The organism is Corallococcus terminator, assembly GCF_049194865.1.
GTDB classification, from domain to species: domain Bacteria; phylum Myxococcota; class Myxococcia; order Myxococcales; family Myxococcaceae; genus Myxococcus; species Myxococcus terminator_A.
In genome coordinates this window covers 67,057-90,393 of the sequence record NZ_JBLZWL010000037.1, presented here as the reverse complement: position 1 = coordinate 90,393, position 23,337 = coordinate 67,057, and the positions used below count along the sequence as shown (strand labels likewise).

Annotated in this window: 18 protein-coding genes; 11 read left to right on the top strand and 7 right to left on the bottom strand. The window is 67.5% G+C overall.

What is annotated here, in order from left to right; genetic code table 11:
* Nucleotides 1-7: 7 nt before the first annotated feature.
* Both ACN469_RS14025 and ACN469_RS14020 read right to left on the bottom strand, forming a co-directional pair.
* A complete protein-coding gene (locus ACN469_RS14025; protein ID WP_498768030.1) occupies nucleotides 8-406 on the bottom strand; it encodes a DUF3037 domain-containing protein in 399 nt (132 codons plus the stop codon).
* Complete coding sequence (locus tag ACN469_RS14020; RefSeq protein ID WP_498768028.1) at nucleotides 384-1,169, bottom strand: HipA family kinase; 786 nt, start codon at nucleotides 1,167-1,169, stop codon at nucleotides 384-386. Before ACN469_RS14020 ends, ACN469_RS14025 begins: the two co-directional genes overlap by 23 nt.
* A 186-nt stretch (nucleotides 1,170-1,355) precedes the next feature.
* Between ACN469_RS14020 and ACN469_RS14015 the strand changes: the two genes are divergently transcribed.
* On the top strand, nucleotides 1,356-2,963 hold the full coding sequence (locus tag ACN469_RS14015; protein WP_498768026.1) for a S8 family serine peptidase: 1,608 nt from the start codon (nucleotides 1,356-1,358) through the stop codon (nucleotides 2,961-2,963).
* Between the two features lie 78 nt (nucleotides 2,964-3,041).
* On the opposite strand, the gene ACN469_RS14010 is transcribed toward ACN469_RS14015, so the two are convergent.
* Nucleotides 3,042-4,355 carry a TIGR02270 family protein gene (locus tag ACN469_RS14010; protein WP_498768024.1) on the bottom strand — a complete coding sequence of 438 codons (1,314 nt, stop codon included), beginning with the start codon at nucleotides 4,353-4,355 and terminating at the stop codon, nucleotides 3,042-3,044.
* A 16-nt stretch (nucleotides 4,356-4,371) separates the two neighbouring features.
* Entirely contained in the window at nucleotides 4,372-4,836 is a 465-nt protein-coding gene (locus ACN469_RS14005; protein ID WP_498768022.1) for a DUF4150 domain-containing protein, read from the bottom strand.
* A 47-nt stretch (nucleotides 4,837-4,883) separates the two neighbouring features.
* On the opposite strand from ACN469_RS14005, the gene ACN469_RS14000 reads away from it, so the two are divergent.
* The 9 genes from ACN469_RS14000 to ACN469_RS13960 all read left to right on the top strand — a co-directional run bounded on the left by ACN469_RS14000 (nucleotide 4,884) and on the right by ACN469_RS13960 (nucleotide 17,946).
* Nucleotides 4,884-5,801, top strand: a complete 918-nt coding sequence (locus tag ACN469_RS14000; protein WP_498768020.1) for a hypothetical protein — start codon at nucleotides 4,884-4,886, stop codon at nucleotides 5,799-5,801.
* A gap of 33 nt (nucleotides 5,802-5,834) precedes the next feature.
* A complete protein-coding gene (locus ACN469_RS13995) occupies nucleotides 5,835-6,425 on the top strand; it encodes an imm11 family protein (protein WP_498768018.1) in 591 nt (196 codons plus the stop codon).
* 34 nt (nucleotides 6,426-6,459) lie between these two features.
* A complete protein-coding gene (locus ACN469_RS13990; RefSeq protein ID WP_498768016.1) occupies nucleotides 6,460-7,251 on the top strand; it encodes an Imm49 family immunity protein in 792 nt (263 codons plus the stop codon).
* A 22-nt stretch (nucleotides 7,252-7,273) separates the two neighbouring features.
* Complete coding sequence (locus ACN469_RS13985) at nucleotides 7,274-8,371, top strand: hypothetical protein (protein ID WP_498768014.1); 1,098 nt, start codon at nucleotides 7,274-7,276, stop codon at nucleotides 8,369-8,371.
* 287 nt (nucleotides 8,372-8,658) lie between these two features.
* Nucleotides 8,659-9,096: an organic hydroperoxide resistance protein gene (locus tag ACN469_RS13980; RefSeq protein WP_498768012.1), complete on the top strand. Its 438-nt coding sequence runs from the start codon at nucleotides 8,659-8,661 to the stop codon at nucleotides 9,094-9,096.
* A 611-nt stretch (nucleotides 9,097-9,707) separates the two neighbouring features.
* The gene (locus ACN469_RS13975) at nucleotides 9,708-10,253 is read left to right on the top strand and encodes a GNAT family N-acetyltransferase (protein WP_498768010.1); all 546 of its coding nucleotides are present in this window, start codon (nucleotides 9,708-9,710) and stop codon (nucleotides 10,251-10,253) included.
* A 267-nt stretch (nucleotides 10,254-10,520) separates the two neighbouring features.
* Complete coding sequence (locus tag ACN469_RS13970) at nucleotides 10,521-10,793, top strand: hypothetical protein (RefSeq protein ID WP_498768008.1); 273 nt, start codon at nucleotides 10,521-10,523, stop codon at nucleotides 10,791-10,793.
* Nucleotides 10,794-11,022: 229 nt separating this feature from the next.
* The gene (locus ACN469_RS13965) at nucleotides 11,023-17,382 is read left to right on the top strand and encodes an RHS repeat-associated core domain-containing protein (protein WP_498768006.1); all 6,360 of its coding nucleotides are present in this window, start codon (nucleotides 11,023-11,025) and stop codon (nucleotides 17,380-17,382) included.
* An 87-nt stretch (nucleotides 17,383-17,469) separates the two neighbouring features.
* A complete protein-coding gene (locus ACN469_RS13960; RefSeq protein WP_498768004.1) occupies nucleotides 17,470-17,946 on the top strand; it encodes a hypothetical protein in 477 nt (158 codons plus the stop codon).
* Between the two features lie 32 nt (nucleotides 17,947-17,978).
* Here the strand turns inward: ACN469_RS13960 and ACN469_RS13955 are convergent, their stop codons facing one another.
* On the bottom strand, nucleotides 17,979-18,311 hold the full coding sequence (locus ACN469_RS13955) for a DUF4286 family protein (protein WP_498768002.1): 333 nt from the start codon (nucleotides 18,309-18,311) through the stop codon (nucleotides 17,979-17,981).
* Complete coding sequence (locus ACN469_RS13950) at nucleotides 18,299-19,525, bottom strand: DUF6068 family protein (RefSeq protein ID WP_498768001.1); 1,227 nt, start codon at nucleotides 19,523-19,525, stop codon at nucleotides 18,299-18,301. The genes ACN469_RS13955 and ACN469_RS13950 overlap by 13 nt, the downstream gene beginning before the upstream one ends.
* A 105-nt stretch (nucleotides 19,526-19,630) precedes the next feature.
* On the opposite strand from ACN469_RS13950, the gene ACN469_RS13945 reads away from it, so the two are divergent.
* The gene (locus ACN469_RS13945) at nucleotides 19,631-21,634 is read left to right on the top strand and encodes a hypothetical protein (RefSeq protein WP_498768000.1); all 2,004 of its coding nucleotides are present in this window, start codon (nucleotides 19,631-19,633) and stop codon (nucleotides 21,632-21,634) included.
* Nucleotides 21,635-21,641: 7 nt separating this feature from the next.
* Here the strand turns inward: ACN469_RS13945 and ACN469_RS13940 are convergent, their stop codons facing one another.
* Nucleotides 21,642-23,327, bottom strand: coding sequence for an amidohydrolase (locus tag ACN469_RS13940; protein ID WP_498767999.1), 1,686 nt, complete (start codon nucleotides 23,325-23,327; stop codon nucleotides 21,642-21,644).
* Nucleotides 23,328-23,337 lie beyond the last annotated feature (10 nt).

Here is a 23,337-nt window from a genome sequence, read left to right as displayed (position 1 = left end):
CGGCGCGTCACGGCGCGCGCTTCACGCGCACCACGGTGTCCAGCAGGTGCTCCAGGGCCTGCTGGGGCTCCTGGCTGAGCCCCGAGTGCACCGGCCCCGTCTGGAGGATGGTGCTGCGCGGGGCCACCAGCCAGTGCCAGCGCTCCTTCTGCGGGAGCTGGCCGATGGGGCCCGCGTGCTTGCCGCCCTCGCAGACGCGGCGGAAGCTGTCCAGGTGGCAGCGCACCGTGTCCACGTCCACGTCGGGCGCGAGCGCCTTCAGCCGCGACTCGTCCAGCTCCACGCGCGCGCCCAGGAAGCGCTGGGTGGTGCAGAAGAGCACGACGCCCACGTTGATGAACTCCTCGCGCTCCACGCGGGGGACGACGCGGATGATGGCGTAGTCAAACGAGCTGTGCGCGGGCACGGGTCGCCTCCTCGATGAAGGCCGGCAGGGCCTCGATGCGCTTGCTCAGCCAGGTGAGGTAGCCCGCGCGGTGCGCGTCCACGGTGGGGAAGGGGGACTCGGCGGCCTGCAGCCAGCCCTCGGGGATTCCCGCGACGGTGGCCTCCATCAGCTCGCGCGTGAGGCGGGCCTTCAGGGTGGCGTGGGCCTGGGGCAGCGCGTTCGCCCAGGGCAGCAGCACGTGGTCCTTGATGGGGGCGAAGCGGCTCTGGCTGCGCTCCTCCCAGTCCACCCACGCGTGGTGGAAGTAGAGCGAGGCGCCATGGTCGATGAGCCACAGCTCCCGGTGCCAGCACAGGAGGTTGGGGTTCTTCGGCGTGCGGTCCACGTTGGTGATGAACGCGTCGAACGCGACGAGCGCGGACGCCACGCCCGGGTCCGGCGCCGTGCTCGCCACCGGGTCGAACGTCACCGAACCCGGCAGGTAGTCCAGCGCCAGGTTCAGCCCCGCGCTCGCCTTGAGCAGCTCTCGAATCTCGCTGTCCGGCTCGTTGCGGCCCAGCGCCGGGTCCAGGTCCACCAGCACCATCTCCGGCACGCGCAGGCCCGCCGCCTTCGCCAGCTCCGCGGCGATGAACTCCGCGATGAGCGCCTTGGCCCCCTGCCCGGCACCCCGGAACTTCACGACGTACAGCCCCGCGTCGTCCGCCTCGACGATGGCGGGCAGCGAGCCCCCCTCGCGCAGGGGCGTCACGTAACGCGTGGCGACGATGGTCCTCGGCATCCTCCGCTCCCGTCCTCGCTCGGGCCGGCCTTCCAACCCGGGCCCTGGGGTCGCGCTCTACCACGCCCCCTCGTCCCGGGAAGGCTTCACCGAGAGTGGAAAAAGCAGCCCCGAGGAAACTGGCTCCGAGGAGGTGCGACAATGGGTGACAGGCCGTTCGATTCCGATCCCCCACGGAGCCTCATCATGACCGTCACCCGCAAGCCCTCGTCGCTCCCGTCGCCCATCACCCGCACCGGTGAGGCCACCCGTCCCGAGGCTCCCGCGACGACCGAGTCCCGCGTGGTGGCCCGGCCCGGAAAGAACGGCACCGACGGCTTCGACTCCGGGAAGACGGCGGCGCGTCCCACCAACTTCGTGGACCGCCCCACGGGCCAGCGCCCGGACCCGAGCGCCCCGGTGCTGCCGGCCACGGCCTTCGCCTTCGGCCCCGGCAAGCTCTCCCTCGCCGGTCGCGACGCGTCCACGCCCGTCACGCTGACGGCCTCCGCCACGCCGAACGCGGCGGTGAAGGACCTCCAGACGGTGACGTCCACGGTCAGCTTCGACAAGGACGTGGCGCTGGACTCGCTGAAGCTGAACCTGGACCTGGCGCACTCGTACAAGGGCGACCTGGTGGTGAAGCTGACCAGCCCGTCCGGCAAGACGGCGACGGTGTCGGACCGCCAGGGTGGCAGCGCGGACGACGTGAAGGGCACGTTCGACCTGAGCACCGCCTTCAAGGGCGAGTCGGCCAAGGGCACCTGGACGCTGTCCGTGGAGGACAAGGCGCGCGCGGACACGGGCACGCTGAAGAGCTGGGGTCTGGACGTCGCGGGCAAGACGGCGGGCCCGGTGGAGCCCCCCAAGCCCCAGAAGCCCACGGGTGAGCCGATTGTCGCGGTGTTCGACGGCGGCGTGGACTTCAAGCACGCCGACCTGGACAGCGCCATGTGGACCAACCCGGGCGAGGTCGCCGGCGACGGAATCGACAACGACGGCAACGGCGTGAAGGACGACATCCACGGCTACAACGTCGGCTTCAACAGCGGCGACGTGATGAAGGGCGACGGGACGGACCACGGCACGCACGTGGCCGGCATCATCGCCGCCGAGGACAACGGCCAGGGCAACACGGGCATCGCCGCTGGCAAGGCGAAGGTGATGAGCATTGGCGGCCTGTACGACGGGGCCGACCTGCTCACCAACTTCGAGCGTGGCGTGGACTACATCGTGAACATGAAGCAGAACCACGGCGCCAACGTCCGGGCGCTCAACGCCAGCTTCGGTGACGAGTACCGCGACGTGGCCTCGCAGACGCGCTGGAAGGCGGCGGTTCAGAAGCTGGCGGACGCGGACATCCTGCTCGTCGCGGCCACGGCCAACGGCAACGGCAGCAACATGAACAACGTGGCGGACATGCCCGCCAACCTGGACCTGCCCAACGTCATCACCGTGGCGTCCATGGACCGCAACAACGACAAGCTGGCGCGCTTCTCCTCGCACGGCGACAAGGTGGTGGAGCTGGCCGCCGTGGGCGAGGACGTGCTGAGCACCGTGCCCGGCGGAGACTGGGAGAAGATGAGCGGCACCTCCATGGCCACCCCGACGGTGGCGGCCACCGCGGCCCTGATGTTCGCCGCGAACCCCGACCTGACGGCCGCCCAGGTGCGTGACTTGCTGGTGAAGACGGTGGAGGTCGACCCGGACCTCAAGGGCAAGGTGAGCACCAGCGGCAAGCTGGATATCGCCGCCGCGGTGAAGGCCGCCAAGGAGTTCGTCGCCACGCCCCCCACCACGGTCGCCGAGCGCTGAGCCCCCGCGCCCCTCACTCGCGAGGGTGAGTCCAAGGTCCCCGGTCGCCGCCACCTTCGCGGCCCCGGGGACTTTTTTCTACACACCATCGAGCGTGGCAGTGAACGGACGCGCAAAGGTGGCCGGCGAAGCAGACCGAGCGACCTCCAGTGCGGCGAACTGGTGGGATGTGAAGGCCCGTACTGGGACCGAGAGCACGCCGCGGCTCCGCAGTCGTAGGTCCAGGGCCAGGGCCGTTCTGCGCCGCATCGGCGCGGCGAACAGTGCATCGAGCAGCACCTCCGGGCTCCAGGGGCGGCCATACAGGTACCGCTGCCCCGGCTTGAAGCGCCTGGATTCCTTCCGCCACCATGCGGTGACTTGCGCGGCCGAGGGAGGTGGGAGGTCATCCTCCGGCTGTGGGATGCAGTCGTCGTCGAGGTCGTCCTCCAAGGGTGGGAGCTCGTTCGGCTCAGGACGCGCCAGCACGAACCGCTCTTTGAGCTGAAGGCCCGTGATGGCGCAGAACGCCTCCCCCGCGAGGGGCGCGACCGCTTCGTCTTCCATCCACACCAGACAGGCTTCAGCGGCGGCTGGGTCGCCACTAAAGCCTAGCGCCCACAATGCATCTCGACGATGGAGGGGCTCCGCGAGCAGCGCTATCAGCCAGCCAATCTCTCGCGTTTGACCGCCCAAGGCGGCCAGGAGCGCGGGAAGCCGAAGGCTCTCGGTCTTCTGCCTCACGATTGTCTGGCACATGGCCCAAGCAGACCCGTGTCCGCCGAGAAGCCCTGCTTCGATGGCGGCATCGCGAACTCCTGGGTCAGGTGATTCCAGGCACCTTGGGAGGAGGCTTCGGTCCAACTGCCCCGGGGAATGACAGGCGGCGCGCAGGGCGGCGGCCCTGACGATTGGGTTGTCATGTCGCAGTAGTGGAGGAAGCGCAGGGGCTGGAGCCATTCCATGCGAAGCCAGCACCTCCAGAGCCAGCGCCACGAGCATGGGGTCGTCCTGCTTCAACAACGAGAGGAGCCACGAGGGCAACTCCTCGCGCTCCCTCACCTCCAAGGCGCGCTGGAGACCGAGTCGCACGGCGGCTGGCGCGTCTTCCAGTGATGCGCGTACCGATTCAGCGCCTCCGGGAAGCTCGGAGCTGAGCAGGACATAGGCCGACGAAGAGACTCGTTCGAGTTCTTCGGAGCTCAGGGAGGGCACCAGGAGCATCCTCGCCACGGAGGGCCCTCCGAGCACGAGGGCATCGACATGGGCCAACAGGCGGTCCTCGGATGCCGCGACTTCGTCCATGAAGTCATCGGCCGCCACCAGTCCGCGCTCCCATTGACTCCACAGGAAGGCGGCCTCATCGGCATGGCGTTCGTACAATTCCTTGTCGGGTCCCAGGGATGTGCCCACGTGGAGTTCCCGAGGACTAAAGGTCTTCGTCGCAAATCGGACACTGGTGCTTCTCAGCGTCCTCCTCTACCGCGACGACGGGAGGTTGTATGACTGGGAAAGGAGGGGTGTTCTTGTCGTTGTGGAGCATGAGGTCGAACGCTCGAGCGACATTCTTGCCCTCCACCTTCACGTCGAAGGAGTAGTTGACGAACTCCGCCTTGCCTCGGGTCTTGCTGGAGGCAACGCCACCTCCCGCGGTGCCTGCTTCATCTCCCGTGCTGGTGCTGAAATTCGAGTCCTTCACACACATGGGGTTGCCCGCAACCGTCACCTTCTTGCTTCCCTTTGCCGTGTCCGAGGACCGCGCGATATTCGGGTATGGGATGGGGATGGGGCCGGCGGGACTGGGCGTCTTGCATACGTCCGGAAAGGCTGCTGTGGTCCCTTGACTGTCCTTCGTCACGACGGACATCTTGTTGACGCCAACAGTATTGGCCATGGCACTCTCCCGCGCAGTGGCGCGTGCGTGCTCGAGGAGGACATTCAATGTCCGCCAAGAATGCCCAGCATGTCTATACGGGCAAAGAGAAGAAGCTCCATGACGAGAAGAAGAGTTGTCTGGACCACCACTCCGAATGCGAGGGCTACAAGACGAAGAAGACCGATTGCTGCTATCGGTGGCAAGCGCACACGTTCGCCAAGTCCAACCAGCGCGAAATCTTCGATACCCGGTCGGACAAGCTGGTCGGGAAGAGGGGCGAGAAGACCCTGACAACCTCGGCCTATGCACCCAAGGGAAAGAAGGGCAAGGCTGGAACGGCGGACCGGATTGTTCCCCAGTACTATGCCTTCGAGATTCGCCTTCCCCAGTACAAAGGAGATTGGTGCCTCGAAGGACCTCGTAGAGCCAGCCAGAGCGCCTCGCTCGCGGCCAGGCACCATGTCAAATCAGTCGTAAGAGTTTCGAAGAGGAACTCGGTCGCTGACGGCACGAACTTCAAGAAGCAAGCCTATCCTTACTGGAATGAGGCGCATCATCTCATCGCGAAGGAGTTGTTCGCCGCTGAACTCGCAAGCTTCACGCCGATGTTCGCGAAAGCCATTCGCCTGGCCTTGTTGAATGCTGGCTACAATATCCACGGCGAGTTGAACATGCAGATTCTCCCAGGGGACGCAGAGGTTGGAAGACTCCTCCTTCTCCCTCGACACCTGTCGCTCCAGGGGAACGGTAAGTTCAATCATGAACTCTATGGCATCCTGGTCGAGTCCAGACTGGAAGAGGTGCTCCATGATATCGCGGGAGACGTCGACCAGAAGAAGCATCAATTCAAGAATCCGGACACGTCGAAGGAAAAGCTCGAAAACATCTCAAGAGATTGCCGCAAACGACTGCTGGGGTTTGGAGCAAAAAATGGAGGGAAGAGCCTGGATGAGGTCGGGTACATCGATTGGACCTCGCCGTGAGAATCCGATAACCGTTCAGGTGTCCATCCACTCATGAAATTCTATTCAGTCAATCTGCTCCCTCTGATGGACCGCGGTTTCACCGTCATTCGAAGCCTTCCAGAGGGTACCCACGACTATGGGTACAGGATGTCCACCGGTCTTGAGATGGCGGAGCGCTACCCCAGGGATGCCCGTGTGTTCATGGATGCTCGTCTCCCGGGAATCAAGCTGCCATCCCTCGTGGCCAATACCAGTTCCGTTCTGCTCGTGGCCGCGCCCGTCAAGGCAGTCATCGAGAAATCCCAGGTTGGCAAGATGGAGTACCTGCCGCTCGCCATCTATAATCACAAAAAGAGGCTCGCCAGCAGTGACTATTTTATTGTCAATCCGTTGGGTACCTTCGACTGTCTCGACTTGGAGCAAAGCGAAATCCAATACAACAAGGGCGATATCGTCGCGGTGCACAGGCCCATCCTGGACCCGAAGAAGATCGCTTCCGCGCCGGATCTATTCAGAGTCCCAGAGAACCGCCGGCTCTATGTCATCAGTGAGCGGCTGGCCGCTGGGTTGAAAGCTATCAAGGCCACCAACGTCTATTTGTTCGACCTGGAGCAGGCTCCGAAGAAGAAGGTCAGAGCGTGAGCTCTTTCTCCTCTCTGGGTGGATAGGGTTCCCCATGCCGCTTCCTCCTCTTCCCCTCGTCGAGAAGGCCGCCGGGATGGACATCGAGGAGACGTCGCCTCGCATGCTCGCCAAGGCCCTGGATCTGGAGTCCGCGCTGGAGTTCTGCGCGGCCTATCGGCGAATCGCCGTTTGCCGGCTCTTGATGACCGGGCTGCCGGACAGATACTTCTCGTTTCTCGCCATGAGCGCGCAAGCGTTCCACTTCTACCTGCGCCACGCGCGTGAGGATGAGAAGGCCTTGAGCAGGTCCGCTCCCTTTCTGGATGCCCTGGCGTGCGGTGGGCTCGCCGCCGCACGGGAGCTTGTCCGTGTGTCCCGAAGGACCTGGAACGCGGACATCGAATACGAGGAGGACTTCATCTACTTCGATGTTCTGATGGGGCTGGTTTCCGAGCCCCCGGCGTCACCGCGACAGCTCGAACGGGGGCTGGCCCGCTATGGAGAGCTGGCAGCGGGGCAGGAGGACTTCCGGCTTGGTATCTGTCGCGCCTTGATAGACCGGGACGCGGAGGGCTTCGACGAGGTCCTGTCGCGCCAGGGGGAGTTGAAGTATCGGCAGTACCGCAAGGCACTCGCCGCGGGCCAGCTCTTCCCGGACGATGCTGCTTCAACAGAGCTTGTCTGGATAGAGGGCCTCGCCCTCGTCTGGGTTGCGCGCCATGTCGGCATGGAGGTGCATCCAGGGGAGCTGCTCATGCCCTCTCCCGCCCTGAGCTTCTCCAGGGTTCACCCACCTTCTCCCGATGCATGGCTGCACGTGGGCTCCTATCGTGAACTCGACTGAACCTGGCGTTGGAATGATGCGCATGGCGGTCACCAGCCTTGGGGCGCTGACGTCCGTTGGCTCCGACGTCGTGACGAGTTGTGCGGCTCAGCGTGCGGGCCTCTCCAATCCCAGGCCGCTGGACGCATTGATGCTCGCGGAGGCTGGCGACGAGCCCGAGGGAGTCATCGGTCATCCCATCCATCCCCTGACACAAGGCTTCTTTCTATTGGGGCTGTGGGTGCGAATCGCGACGGTCTGCGTGAGGGACTTGATTCGCTATGGAAAGCTTCCACCTGGTCGACAGGCTGACTTCTGGGAGAGGACCGGCATCATCGCGTGTGCTCCATGGCTGGGCTCGGGTCGTCTTCCGCTCTCTCAGGAGAAGGGTGAGGAGTTGTTGGTGGAGAACTATCTCCGGCCCGTGTTCGAGTTGCTGGAGCTCCCCGTGACGCCAGAGAATCTCTGGGTGGAGGAGTCGGGTCATTGTGCCGTGGCCCAGGCGATTGCTCAAGCTGGGACGTTGCTCTCGGAAGGGCGAGTGGACCGGGTGCTGGTCCTGGGAGTGGATTCGTACGCGGATCGGTTTTCCCTGGAGTGGTTGATGGAGACCAATGCGCTCAAGACGCGCTCCCATCCCGTGGGGGCCATGCCAGGGGAGGCTGGCGCGTGCTTCCTGCTCGAATCGAAGAGGTCCGTCCAGGCTCGAGCAGCTCAGGTCGAAGCCCTCGTTGGAATCCCAGCGGTCTCTCTTGCCTCCGACCCCGAGCGCCGGGATGCGAGCGATGTCGGTCGCCGGCTCGCGGAGGTGCTTCATGCCGTGTCTCAGGCGACGGGAGGAGCACAGCTTGGAGACCTCTTCCTGGATCTCAATGGGGAGGAGTGGCGTGCTCGGGCATGGGGAACCGCGCTGGTCTGCCTCTCTCAGCCTTCGAAGTTGGGGCTCGTCCGAGAGATCGTCCCCTGCACTTCATTTGGTGAGACAGGTGCCGCCAGTGCGGCTCTCGGCCTCTGTCTGGCGGTTCGCTCCAGGGTGCGTCGGTACGCGCGGGGGGCTCGGAGCCTCATCTGTTCGATGAATGAGCGCGGTGACGTTTCAGCTTTTGCCGTGCTCAGCGGTGCCCCGTCGTCCGTCAGGTGACCTGTGAGGCACGTGGAGTCCCCAATCCAGGGAGGATGCGCCCCGGCCATGTTTGCCAGGCTCCTTCCTGGGTCTATTTGGTTGCGCACAATTAAATTGCGCCATATCTATATGCCATGGCGCAGGACGCGGTGCCCGTCGGAGGACGGGGTGGCCCGGTTGTTGGGGGCTGAACGGAGCGGGCCGGAAGTCACGGCGAAGTGGCTCCCATCGTTCCGCGACGCCGCTATCTGAACGCGCCGTTTCCGTTTTTTCGAACCCGAGCTGGCATCCCAGGAGAGAGAACCATGGCCCCCGTCACGATTTCGCCGCTGTACACCGCCCACGCCACCACCCACGGAGGCCGCAACGGCAAGGTCCAGTCGTCGGACAAGGTCATCGACCTGCCGCTGGCGATGCCCAAGGAGCTGGGCGGGGCGGGAGGCGCGGTCACCAACCCCGAGCAGCTCTTCGCGGCGGGCTACTCCGCCTGCTTCGAGAGCGCGCTGCGGCTGGTGGCGGGCAAGGGTGGCAAGAAGCTGGGGCCCGAGGTGGGCATCACCGCGAACGTCACCATCGGCAAGACGCCGGACGGTGGCTTCGGGCTGGCGGTGGAGCTCCAGGGCATCCTCCCCGGCATCCCCCGCGACGAGGCGGAGAAGCTGATGCACGCGGCGCACGAGGTGTGCCCGTACTCGCGCGCCACGCGCGGCAACATCGACGTGAAGCTCTCCGTCGCGGAGTAGTGGAAGGTCCGTGCCGCCGCGGCGCGTGAGTCCTCCGTGACGCGGCGGCGCGTGTGTGTTTCATCGTGTCGCCGTGGCGCGCGAGTTCTCCGTGACGCGCTGGTACGTAAGTGAATCCTCGTGTCGCCGTGGCGCGTGAGTCCGACCGTTACGCAGCAGTGCGTACGTGCACCGTTACGCAGCAGTGCGTACGTGCGCCGCTACGCAGCAGCGCGTGCGCCGTTACGCAGCAGTGCGTACGTGCGCCGCTACGCAGCAGCGCGTGCGCCGTTACGCAGCAGCGCGTGCGTGCGCCGTTACGCAGCGGCACGTGCGTGCGCCGTTACGCAGCGGCCCGTGAGTGCTCCATCGTGGTGCAGGGTGCTCCACTCTGGCGCACGGGTGCTCCAGGCTGGCGCGGCGCATGAGGTCCCCCGTGTCGCGGCGGCCACGATGTGCACCGTGAGACTCGCGGGGTTTCCCCTAGAGCGCGCCTGATGTGCGCGTGCTGGTGGCACGCGGCTGCGTCACGCCTCGACGCGCCCCCTCTGAGCAGGCCTCGTTGCCCGCCCCGCACCGGCTTGCTGGCATGCCCCTTGAAGTCGGGTGGTGCTCGAAGGGGGGAAGTCATCATGCGTGAGCGACAGCTCATTCCGATGGAAGTGGCAGGGGCGGCTGTGTCGGGGGCAGCGCGGATGTTGTTGGAGGAGCCCGACATCGAGGAGTTCTTCGGCTGGTTGAGACCGGAGGCGGGAGGCAATCCTCCCGGACGGTGGAGCGCGGCGGAGGGCACGCGGTTGTTCGCGGTGGCGGAGCGAGGCTCGGGCATCATCGGGCTCGCGGCGCTCACGAACATCCGCCGTGAGGAGCGCTACGCGCGGGTGAGCTGCGCCATCGCGCCGGAGTATCGCCGCGAGGGAGTGGGGCACTGGACCATGACGGAGCTCATCCGTCAGGGCGTGCGACTGGACGGGCTGCGCCACCTGGAGACCTGCGTGCGCGCGGGGCCGGGGACGTCGCTCCAGCTCATGGCGTCCCTGGGCTTCCACGCGCTCGAGGTGCCGGGCTTTCCGCTGATGGAGGCCCAGCCCGGCGGCTACGTGTACTTGCGTCTGGATTTGCCGGCCGAGTCTCGCGAGCACGTTTCGTGGGCTCCGCCGCGCGTCCTGTGCGCGTGAAGCCAGACGGGCGATGAAGACTGGCGTTGGCCTGGCGGGAGTCCTTGCACTTTGAAGGTATTCCCGCCCGGAGCCTGGTCGCGAGTTGACGTGGAGTCCGGTGTTCCCTAGGGTGGTGAGCGTTGGACTGCGGGGCCGAAGAACCAAGCGGAGTACATCTTGTTGCTCGTTCGGCGCCGTAAGTCCCCCCCGTCATGGGTGGGTCTCGTTTTCGTTGCATCGCTGGCCTGTTCCAATCAGCTCACGGAGCCCCCTCAGGGAAAGTCCGTGCTGTCGGAGCACCGCACCACCCTGGCGGCCTCTGCCACGAAGGAAGTGGGCGAGGAGTGCCTGTCACATGGCGCCTCGGAGTGCCGCTCCGGCCTGTGTCTGCACACCGACGCGGACCCGGATGAAGGCTACTTCTGCAGCGCGCAGTGTCAGGCGGATGCGCAGTGCCCGGCGCAGTGGAGGTGCACGCAGGTGCATCCCAGCGCCGCGTCGCGTGTCTGCATCCCGTCCGCGGAGTGGAAGGCCCAACGGCTGACCGCGCGCGACTGACCCGAGCCCTTTCTCTCCATCGATTTTCAATCTTCCCGTGAAGGGATATCCCATGCATTGGGCTGTACGAGTCTTGACGTGTGTCGTGTTGCTGGCGCCTCTCTGGAGTGCGCAGGCAGGACCTTTCTGTACCTCCGGGGAGTCGCAGCCCTGTACCACCGGTGGGAACTGCAAGGGCGTCATGCAGTGTGGTGGCGCGCCGGGTGAGCCTGGCGAGTGGGGCGAGTGCATGCCGACCTATCAGCCGCAGGCGTGCGGCGCGTGTGGCGCGGGAGGCACGGCCGTCTGCGGCGAGGATGAGTTCCTGGGGCCGTGCAGGCCCGCCACGCCGCAGTCGCTGGATGTCTGCGACAACTCCTGTGACGAGGACTGGAGCGGCGAGGCGGACGAGGGCTGTGCCAACAACGGCACGTTCGACTACTGCGAGCGCAATCCCACCGGGAGCGGCTACACGCGTTGGACGTGCGGCTGTGGCGCGGGGCTGAACGTGGGCTACTGCCTGGGCTCGGGAGATTCCCAGGCGAGCTGCAGCGACCCGGAAGGCTGCTTGAAGGCGCCGAACTTCGGAACCAGCGGCGCCTCCCAGGCGGGCGGCAACTTCCAGTGCTGCGTGTCCAACCTGCCGTGTAGCAGCGAGGGGTATGTCACGTCCGCGCTGAACTGCCAGCCGTGGAACTCGCAGAACTTCGAGTGCACTCCGGGGGACTCGAGCGCGTGTGCGGACAGCAATGCCTGCGGCAACTCCTGCGTGGGAATCGCGCCGAAGATCGACCGGACCACGGGTGTCAGGGAAGGGAGCGGTGGCTACTGCGCGGCGGGGCCCGTGTGCCGCCATGCGCAGGGCGGCTTCGGCCCGGCCAACGGCGTCTCCGCGTCCATGTACAACGACTGGACGAAGACGATGTACGAGGCCTGCGGCATCGTCTCGTATGAGTTCGGGTTCTCGCGGACGTGCATGAACGTCGAGGTCCAGGTGGACCGTCCCTCCACGTTGCCTCCCGAGGACGATGATTCTCCGGGCGGCGGAGGAGGCGGCGGCGGAGGAGGCGGCGGCGATGACGCTGGAGAGGTCGTCGAGGAGCCCGAGCCGAAGATGTGTGGCCCTGTCGCGAGCAGGGTGGTGGGCGCGGGTGTCAGCGCCATGTCCGTTCCGCGCGTGAACCTGGCGGATATGACGACGCGCTTCACCGCAGCGGATGTCGGGATGAAGGGAGACCAGGGCGGCTTCAACTTCGTGCGCCACTACGTCTCCACCGACAAGTTCTGGACGTACCAGTCGATGCTGGGCAACAGCGGTGAGGCCTTCGTCCCCAAGCCCTTCGGCTCCAGCCCCAGCAACCAGCACTCCGCGCGCTGGTGGCACAGCCTCTACAGCTTCGTGAACGTGAAGGGCGTCGTTCCCGGAGTGAGCACGTGGGTGGTGCGCGACACGGATGGTGAGGTGCTGGAGTACTTCGCCTGCGGCATGGGGAGCACGCCCTGCTTCGCCACGCCCCGTCCGACGACCCGTCACTCCAACGCGAGCCTCTTCTGGTCCGGCAGCGCCTTCGTGCTCATCAAGCCGGGGCAGGGCCGCTTCGTGTACGCCACGCCCTGGGCGGCGACGGGGCAGCCCAACCGGCGCTACTTCCTGTCGCGCATCGAGGAGGACCGGCCGTCAGGCCTTCCGCGCGTCAGGCTGACGCTCGCCTATGCCCCGCTCACCGTCGCGAACGGTCCGAGCGCCACCTATACCTGCCCGGGACAGAGCACCCACGGGAATGGCGCGCCGTACCTGTCCAGCGTCAACACGGAGGAAGGCGGGATGCTGCGGCTGCGCTACCGGCCGCTCGTGAGCGGCTTCAACCCGTCCTTCATGGAGTGCGTGGTGGACCGGGTGGCGCTGCTGAAGAACCCGAACTCGACGGACCCGGTCCTCAATGTAGAGGAGGTCGTGGTCGCGAAGTACCACTACTACCAACAGACCAGCGGCGGGTCGGAGCGGGCGGGTCTGCTCTCGGCGATTGAGTACCCGGAGACGGGAGATATCGTCGCCATCGGGGACACGACGACCACGGGCGCGACGTCCACCGCGTGGAATGTCTCCGTGAATCAGTCGGCCGTGGTCGCCCACCAGTACCAGTCCGGCAAGGTGTCGGGGCTGAGCAGCGGGACGGCGACAGCCAGCTCGATGAGCGCGGGCTCGGGCAACTGCAGTGGGCCGTCTCCCATGGGCACGGGCTCCACGTGTGTTCCTCCTTCGGTCCTGCCGCCCCCGGTGAGCTCGGGTGACTCCGCGGGTGGCACCGTGCAGTTCCGCCGGGATATCACCGCCTATGAGAGCCCCTACTCCACCGGAAGCCTGCTGAGCTTCTACCGGGACCTCTGCGTGACGGGCTCCGGCAACTGCGCCAGCGTCGCGGAAGGGTATGTCGACCTGGGCTACGAGGAGCCCGTCAACGGCTCGCTCTTCCTGCGCTACCTGCGGACCAAGAAGGGCGCCATCAGCTTCAACAACCGGACCTTCGCCAGCGCGGGTACGGCGTCCGCGCCGGGGGTCATCAGCCCGCTCCTCCAGTCGTCGGAGGCGCATGGCAAGAACTACTCCGGCGTGGGCGGCTACACAGGCGCGACGACGGACTACGTCTACGCGAGCTTCCCTGCTGGAGTGACGGGCAACCCGTGGAAGCCCGTGAGGCAGACCGTCAACACCATCGCCTCCGTGCTCCAGCCCGGGGGGCAGGTCGTCATCCGCACCACCTATGACGAGGCGACGCGGTTCAAGAAGTCCGTCATCCGCTCCGGCTACACGCAGACCTTCAACAGCGCGAGCGGGACGTGGACGGACTCCGTGGAGCAGCACGTGGGCACGTTCTACTTCAACCACCGCCGCTGCTCGGGTGGGTGGGACACGGGAAGCACCCGGGTCGAGGAGGTCCACGGCCCCTGTGCGGTGAGCGGTCCCACGGCGACGGAGTGCTCGGGCACCGACTTCGCCATCACCCAGTACACCTACTACGGGCTGCCGGGCGTGGTGAACAGCAACAACGCCAACCGCCTGATGAAGATTGGCCAGTTCTCGTCTCACTCGGGCGGCTTGTCGTGCGGAGCGCCCCAGCCGTTGGAGACGATGTTCTCCCACTACGACGCCCGCGGCAACGCGACGCGAATCACCTCCACGCGCGGTGGCGAAACCACGTTCGAGTATGTGGGGGGACGGCTGACGAGCATGACGATGGACGGGCTGACGACGCGCCTGCTGTATGACGGGGCGCAGCTGCGGGCCGTGCACCTCCCGACGGGCAACTACTCCGTCAGCTGCTACCGCACCGGGACGACTCCTGGAGCGGGCTGCGTGGGAGGGCAGAAGACCTCCTTGCTCCAGTGGTCGGCGCTCGCCGCCGACGATGTCGGCCGGTATTGGAGTGAGATGTCCGTCAGGACCTACTGGCCCAACGGGACGCTGAAGACGGAGGAGATGCGCTCGAAGACGGGCTCGACGGAGGAGTCACGCAGGTTGATGACCTACCACCCGGACCCCCACCAGCGCCCCACGTACACCCGTCAGGGGACGACCTCCGGAGGCTTCGGCTCGGTGGCGGCGTTCGACCTGAACGACAACCCCATCGGCATGGGCCTGCCGTTCAACGCGGCCCCTGACTTCTGTCGCGACGCGGGGGCCCCCACGGCCATCTCCTCGCTGTGCACGGCGCTGGGCTACGACACCGCGGACCGGCTCACCACGTTGACCGAGACGCCGGCGGCGGGCGTGCAGCAGCACACGACGTTCGTCTACGACGCGCAGCAGAACGTGAAGGAAGTGCGAACGGGCTGTGACACTCCCAGCAGCACCTGTGGGTCGCTCTCCAGCTACCAGTACGACGACTTCGGCAACCTGGTGAAGGTGAAGCTTCCCCAGGCCGATGGGCCCCTTCGACGGGCATACGACGCGCGTGGCCTGATGCTGGTGAAGCAGACAGAGGCGATGCGGTTGCAGACCGAGTGGCTGGAGTACACCTACGACGCGATGGGGCGGGCCAAGACCTCCACGCGCCGCAAGGGGGGGCCGACTCCCGTGACCGAGACCCTCTACTCACTGGGCTACGACACCGACGCCGCGGTGATCAACGGCTGCGGTGCCGGGGAGCTCAACTCCGTCGGCTTGCTGCGCTACCGGGACGACTCCTTCGGGCGCACCTGGTACCGGTACGACGTGGCGGGACGGAAGGTGGCCGAGCACCGTCAGCGACTGGGAGACTCGGGCTGCACGCCGGAGCTGGCGACGTTCACCACCTATGACAGCCTGGGACGGCTCACGGGGCACGTGTATCCGTATGGGCGCGAGGTCTCCTATGGCTACGGCTCGGGCGCGGATGCCCACCGTGTCGGCAGCATCGACGTGGAGTACTTCACGAACGGGGGCAGCGAGACGCGGACGCTGGTGAGCCGCATCCTCTGGGAGCCGTTCGGTGGGATTCGCGGCTATCAGGTCAACCCGCCGAATGGCACCGCGCGCGCCGTCGAGTACGCGCAGGGCGACAATGGCACCGTGGCTCCCTCGGGATGCGCCGTGGGCTTCCCGTCGTCCTCGGGTTCGGACCTGACGGGGCGGATGCGCTCGCTGCGGGTGTCCTCCGGCTCATTCCTTCCGAACACGGGCAGCGGAGACCTCTACAAGCGGACGTACACGTGGAAGGCGGACCAGGTGGTGCGCATGGACACGTGCCTGCTGGGCGCGACGACAGCCCGGACGGAGCTGTTCGACTACGACCGGACCTTGCGGCTCACGTCCGCCACGCGTCCCCACCTCAACTTCGAGACGACGGGTGGAGCGGTCTTCAGCCAGTCCTACGGCTATGACCGGAATGACAACCGGACCTCGTTCTCGCACGCGGGCAGCGCCTCGGCGGTGCTCGAGTTCGCCTCGGGCGAGGTGAAGGACCGGCTGTGGTCCGTGGCCGCGAGCAATGACTCCTACCAGCGTGCCCAGTACGGGTACGACGCGGATGGACGCGCCGTGATCAAGGAGACGGGGCGGTATCTCTCCAGCGACTCGGCCCACGTCGTGGATTTGGGATACGGCCCCTTCGTCGCGGGTCATGGAGCTGGCTCCGCGCGCGATTCGGTCTTCCGCTCGGTGGGGGTGAATGGCGCCACGTACAACTACTTCTACGATGCGTTCGGGCGTCGTCGCGCGAAGGTCAATCCCTTCGGACATCGGGACGAGTTCTTCCATGGCCCGGGTGATGACCTGCTGGTGGACCAGGGGTGGAGTGACGTCGCGGTGGACGACTTCCGCGTCACGGACGAGTACGTGTGGCTGGCGGGACGTCCGCTGGTGATGCTGCGCGGGAAGCTGGATGCGAGCGCCGACATTCGCCTGCCGGACACGACCGCGGACTGCCGTCGTGATGGAGAGGCCGCGGCGTGTGGTGCCTACTTCCCCGTGACGGACCACCTGGGGAAGGCCGTGTTGATGCTGGACGGCTCGGGCAAGGTGGCGGGCGCGGCGGATTATGATCCGTTCGGGCACGTCAACCGCTCGCTGTCGACCGATAGCACCGCGCATCCCTATGCGTTCGATGACTCGGAGACCTTCTCGGGTGCGGTGCAGCCGCCGGAGAACAGTCAGGTGCAGGTGCGGCTGCGTGCGCTGTTCGAGTTCATCGACACGCGGGACGACGCGAATGGCGAGGATGTCGTCCAGCTGAGCGAGTCGGGCTCGAGCACCGTGCTGGCGGAGTACAAGGGGGAGAAGCTGGGCCGGGTCGTCACGCCCTGGCTTCAGACCGCCTCGGGGAGCCTCACGGCCACCTTCGTCGCGGCTCCGGCGGGCGCTTCGACGTCCACGTACACGGGCGTCGGCATCGAGGCCTACGAGTACCAGCGGTATCAGACGGGAGCGCAGCCGTTCTGGACGCCGCTGCGACTGCCCGGGCACTACCACGACGTGGAGACGGACCTGTTCGAGAACTGGAACCGGTACTACGACCCGAGAATCGGTCGCTATCTCCAGCCAGAGCCGCTCTTGTATCAGGAGCCGCTCGCCCGACCCGCGTATGCCTATGCGTCGAACAATCCCATCGGCCGCATGGACTCGAATGGGCTGTACGACACCGGGGTGGGGGACATGCTCGCCTACACCGAGATGACTCCCTCGGAGCAGGCGGCGGTGGATGATGCCAACATCAAGCTGGGCACCATCTACGGTGTCGTGCTGGGCGCGGGAATCGTGCACGCCAACTTCATCCCCTGGCTCTACCGGGGTGCGGCGCAAGACGCGGAGTGGCTCGCCATGCGCTGGAAGGACCGCTTGCTCCATGAGCGCGGACAGCAGACGCTGTCCGACGCCGTCTTCAACAAGCTTCCAAAATTCCTAGGCACCCAGTGCCAGCAGGCGGTTCAGCGTGGCGCCTACCTGAGCAAGAATGGATACGGCATGTTCTCGTTCCGGGGCATGGGAAACCTAGGCACCACGATGTCGACCGGAGGCTCACCGCTGGCGAGATACGCCTTCGAGACAGGCCTGGGTTTGGGGGGTGGCGCGCTGATTGGATACCTGCTGGAGAAGGCGACGGCTCCCGAGCCGGTGCAGAACAAGGCCCCGTGAGTCGGGTTACCGGCCCGTCGGGTTGTCATCCTGGCGGGCCGGTGGGCGTATCATTCAGGCACGCGCCTTCGTGGAAAGGAGACAGGGGTGTTCACCGCTTTCGACATGTTTCAGGTGCTGTCGCTCCTGGTGGGCGCGGGCGTGGGGTCCGTCGTGGGGCACGGCCTCCTGGGATGGATGGGCGCAGTCGGGGGCGTGCTGGTGGGAGCGGTGGTGGGGTTCTGTGTGGGGGGGCTGCCGTCCTTCTTCGTCGCGAGGTCCCTGGAGAAGGACCTGCGTCGAGCGGACCCCGAGTCGCTGAGACAGCGCCTGGGGGAGCAGTACTTCATCTCCCACCTGATTCTGGCGGAGCTGGCGGTGCGCGGTGAGGACCTGGCGAAGTACGAGGAGCCCATCCTCCAGTTGCTGCGCTCCGATTCGGAGAGCCAGCGGCGACATGGGTGGGCAAGCCTTCGTTACTTCTACCCCGCTCGGGCGGAAGCGCTGGGGGACTACAAGTTCGAGGCTCCCGCCGAGGAGTGTCGACGCCGGGTGGAGGAGGTCCTCGCCCGGTCAACCCGGTGAGCAGGCGCCGACCGAGGCCAGCGCCGCCCACGTCAGAACCGCTTCGCCTCGGTGAGCACCTGGCGCGAATGCCGCGTCACCGTCCCGAAGCGGGCCAGTGACTCCGCGCGCAGGTGCTTCGCCGCGTCGCTGACCGTGTAGCGCTGGAAGTCCGCTTCACTGGCCAGCTCGAAGTGACACACGTACCGGGCCCACCCGTCCTTGGCGGGCTCGGTGTCGCGCCACTTGCGGCAGCCGAGGAACCCGGGCTCCCTCAGCACCTCGGGGACATGTGTCCCCTCGTGCCACTGGTTCCACGCGTCCTCGGCGCCGGGCTCCACCTCGATGACCACCGTGTAGAGCGCGAGCCCTGTCACGGCTGCCACGTGCCCCAGTCCACCAGCTTCCGGCCGCCCATCGACTCACGCTTGCCCTTGGGCGACACGCGGTAGAGGAAGTCGGAGAGCGGCGAGAAGCGCGCCTCGTGCGCCAGCCCGCTCAGCGTCTTGTCCCACGGGTCCGCGGCGAACTGCCTGGAGCCCACCTGCTTCAGGCCCGGCGCGCCCTCCGCCGAGTCGAGCTGGAGCACCGCCAGCTTCTTCGTGCCCACCGTCAGCGTCTCGCGCACCGGGGGCGCCGCGTTGTGAATCGCGGGCGGCCACTGCTTCGGGTCCAGCGCATCCCAGAGGAAGGACAAGAGCGCCTCCTCCAACGGCACCGCGCCCGCCTGCGCGAAGTCCTTGCACGGCTCGCCACCCGCGCCCGCGGGCGCCAGGCCCTCCGAGCGCAGCACGAAGCCGCGCTCGGCGCCCAGGCACGTGCGCAGCACCGACTTCGTGCCCTCCGACTCCGCCTCGAAGTCGAACCACGTCCCCGGCCCCAGCGGCGACTCGCGCTCCGGCACCTTGCCCGCGTCCCCCGTGCCCTGCTTCACCTCCACCAGCGTGAGCTGATAGCTGCCCGGCACGCGGAAGCCCGCCAGCGTGGTGCTCGCGTCCAGCAACCCGTTCGTCAGGTACAGCGGCCCCGCGTCCACCGCGTACAGCCGATTCTCCAGCGGACCGTCCACGGGACGATTGTCACGCAGGTAACGTTTCGCCTCCCAGGTGCGGCCCGCGGCCGTGGGCTGCTCGGCGCTCTGCGCGCCCTCGCGCTCCGCCTCCAGCGTCCGCGTGCTGTCCGCGCGCATGGGCAGCGTCAGCACACGCGCGAGCTTCGGCTGCTCCAGGGGCTTGCCGGAGTCGTTGGTGAAGCCGAGCGTCAGCCACACCCACGCGCCCTCCACCGCCGCCACCTCCAGCGTCAGCTTCCCCGCCGCCGCCGCGCCGTTCGCATCCCCCGGCTGACCTCGGATGCCGGAGAACGCATAGACGACCTTGTCGCCCACCCGGGCCCGCTGCCAGGGCGAGCCTCCCTTCTGGGGCGCGGGCGACTCCGGAGTGGCCGCCTGGGGAGCCTCCGCCGCGCCGCCTTGCGTCACGGGCACGCCGTCGGTGGGACTCACGGCGCGCGGCTTCGTGCTCTCACAGCCGGCGCCAAACGCCAGCGTCGCGCACACCAGCGCGGAACGGGACAGGAAGGTTGCGGTGGGCTTTCGCATTCGGGCGACACCTCGCGGGGCTTGAGCGCGGCATTGCGCGACCCCTGGGCGGGCTTGATACACCGGAGCGCAGGCTGTCCCCAACTTCCTGGAGTTCCATCGCTCATGGCCACGAACCTGCCCATCCGTCGTGTCGTCCTCTACAAGCATGGCGTCGGCTACTTCGAGCGCCGAGGTGGCGTCACGGGCAGCGACACGCTGCACCTGGACTTCAAGGCGCGCGACATGAATGACGTGCTGAAGTCGCTGACGGTGCTGGACTTGTCGGGCGGCTCGGTGTCGGCGGTGAGCTACGACTCCACCAAGCCGCTGGAGCAGTTGCTTTCCGAGGCCACCATCCGGATTCCCGAGGACGGCAGCCTCACGGCGCTGCTCGGTCAAATCAAGGGCGCGCGCGTGCGGGCGCGGGTGGGCGGCGGTCAGGTGGAGGGCGCCATCATCGGCCTGGAGTCGCTCGCGGTGGCGGCCGGCGAGACGAGCGTCGTGCGGCCCTTCCTGACGCTGCTGGTGGGCGGCTCGCTGCGCACCTTCGACGTGCTCGACATCGCGGAGCTGGAGTTCCTCGACGAGGCGGTGCGCAAGGACCTGGAGTTCTACCTGGCCACGGTGCTGTCCTCGTACAAGAAGGACAGCAAGCGGATGTCCATCCTCACCTCCGGCGAGGGCGAGCGGGAGGTCTTCGTCAGCTACGTGCTGGAAGCGCCGGTGTGGAAGACCAGCTACCGCATCCTCCTGGACGAGGGCGAGTCGCCGCTGCTGCAGGGCTGGGCGCTGGTGGACAACACGGGAGACGAGGACTGGGTGGACGTGTCGCTGGCGCTCGTCGCGGGCCTGCCGGTGTCCTTCGTGCACGACCTCTACAACCCCCGCTACATGAAGCGGCCGGTGGTGGAGGTGCGCACGGAGGCCGCCGCGGCGCCGGTGATTCCGGAGGAGAGCTTCGGCGGCTCGGCGGACATGATGGAGAGCGAAGCGGCCATGCCGATGATGTCCGCGCCCGCCGCTGCTCCGGGACGCTCCAAGAAGATGATGCGCAAGGAGGCGAGCTTCGTGGGAGGCCCGAGAGGTGGCGGTGGCCCCGGGCTGCGCGAGGTGATGGAGCAGAACAACCAGGTGACGACGCTGACGAAGGAGGTAGGGGACCTCTTCGAGTACGGCGTGGACCGCCCGGTGACGGTGCACCGCAACCAGAGCGCGCTGGTGCCCATCCTCCACAAGCCCTTCGAGGGCCGCCGGGTGCTCCTCTACAACCGCACGACGCGCGAGAAGAACCCCATGGCGTGCATCGAGCTGAAGAACACCACGGGCCTGACGCTGGAGGGCGGGCCGGTGACGGTGACGGAGGACGAGCGGTACGTGGGCGAGGCGATGCTCGACACCATGAAGCCGCTGGACACGCGCTTCGTGCCGTACGCGGTGGAGCTGGGCTGCGTCGTCTCCATCGAGGAGAACACGGAGGACGGGCCGGTGTTCCGCGCGGTGGTGAGCCGGGGCTCGCTGGTGGTGGAGTACTTCCACGTGCGGCGCACGAAGTACCTGGTGCGCAACAAGGGGAAGCGGGCGCAGGTCCTCTACGTGGAGCACCCGCGCACGGGCTGGGAGCTGGAGAAGGACATGCCCGCGCCCGCGGAGACGACGGACGGCTTCTGGCGCTTCAAGCGCGAGCTGGCCCCGGGCTCACAGGACGAGCTGGTGGTGTCCGAGCGCACGCGCGGCCACCGGCAGTACTCCGTCTCCAGCGCGGGCCCGGACGACGTGGCCTTCTTCCTGTCGCAGCGCTACGTGGACCCGAAGATGGCGGACGCGCTGCGCGAGGTGATTGCCATCCGCGAGCGCGTGGCGGCGCTGACGCGCGACGAGCAGCAGCTCACGGCCGAGCGCGCCCAGCTCTTCAAGGACCAGGAGCGCATCCGCGCCAACATCGAGTCGCTCAAGAGCGGCGTGTCCCAGCGTGAGCTGGCCGAGCGCTTCGTGGCCAAGCTCAACGAACAGGAGGACCGGCTGGAGGCCATCACCCGCGAGCTGGAGCGGCTGGCGAAGGAGCGGCAGTCGGCTCAGGAAGAGCTCAACCGCCGCGTCCAGTCGCTCAGCTCGGAGGCGGCCTTCTAGTCGCGGCTCACTGCTCCGCCGCGCGGTAGACCTCGTCGCCGCCCACGACTGTCAGGCGCACCTGGGCGCCTGGCAGCTCGGCGACGGGCGCGTCCACCGGGTCCACCGACAGCGCGACGAAGTCCGCGTCCATGCCGGGCTGCAGCCGACCGCGCCGCGCCTCCGCGAAGGAGGCGTACGCCGCGCCCACGGTGAAGCCCTCCAGGGCCTCCTCGCCGCTCAATCGCTGGTCCGCGTACCAGCCGCCCTGGGGCGTGCCGCGCGCGTCCTGCCGCGTGCGCGCCGCGTAGAGCCCCGCGAGCACGTCCGGCCGCTCCACCGGGAAGTCGCTGCCCAATGCCAGCACCGCGCCGGAGGCCTTCAATCGCTGCCACGCGTACGCGCCTCGGATGCGCTCGGCGCCCACGCGGGCCTCCGCCCAGGGCATGTCGCTGGTGGCGTGCGTGGGCTGCACGCTGGCCAGGAAGCCGCCGCGCCCCAGCCGGTCGATGTCCTCCAGTCGCATCACCTGCGCGTGCTCCACGCGGTGGCGGCCGTCTTTGGTGCCCGTGGCCTCGGCCGCGCGCACCAGCGTGTCCAGCACCAGCGTGTTGGCGCGGTCTCCAATCGCATGCGTGCACACCTGGAAGCCCGCGGCCATGAACGCCCTCACGCGCCGCTCGTACTCCTCCGGCGTCATCATCAACAGGCCCCGGTGCCCCGGCTCGTCGCTGTAGTCCTGGTGCAGCGCCGCGCCCCGGCTGCCCAGCGCGCCGTCCAGGCTGAGCTTCACCGCGCGCAGCGTGAGGCGCTCACCCTGGTAGGGGCCCTCGCGCAGGTACGTCTCGCGGTCCGGGTTCTGCCCGTCCGCCATGGCGTAGACGCGCAGGGGCAGCTTGCCCTCCTTGTCCCAGCGCTGGAGGAGGCGGAAGGTGTGCAGGTCCATGCCCGCGTCGTGCACGCCGGTGAGGCCCGCCTTCGCGGCCCTGGCGAGCGCCGCGGTGAGCTGTCCGGCGAGCTGCTCCTCCGTCAGCGGGGGCAGCACCGCGTAGACAAGGCCGATGGCGTTGTCCACGAGGATGCCGGTCGCCTCGCCATCCGCGCCGCGCAGGATGCGTCCGCCTTCCGGGTCCTTCGTGGCGCGGGTGACGCCCGCGCGCCGCAGGGCCTCGCTGTTGACCCACGCCGCGTGGCCGTCGATGCGCGTCAGCATCACCGGCACGCCGGGGTGCTTCGCATCCAAGTCCTGCCGGGTGGGGAAGGCCTTGTCCGTCCAGTCGTTCTGGTCCCACCCCTGACCGACGAGCCACTCGCCCTGGAACGACGTGCTCGGCGCCGAGGCGACGCGCGCCACGGCCTCCTCCCGGGAGGTCGCTCCCAGCAGGCTCACCGTGCCCTCCCACTGGCCCAGCGCGGACAGGTGTCCGTGAGAGTCCGTCAGGCCCGGCACCACCGTCGCCTCGCCCAGGTCCACCACGCGCGCGCCGGGGCCCGCCGCCGCCAGCACCTCGTCGCGCGTGCCCGTGGCCAGCACCTTGCCCTCGCGCACCGCGAGCGCCTCGACTTGCGGCCGCGCCGCGTCCAGCGTGCGGATGCGCCGGGCCACGTACACCGACGTGCCCGTGGCTTCAGCGCCAGGCGTGTTGCGCTTACAGCCGCCCACCGCCGAGAGAAGGAACAACGCACCGAGGAGTCCGCCGAGTCGTCGCAGCATCGTTTCGCGC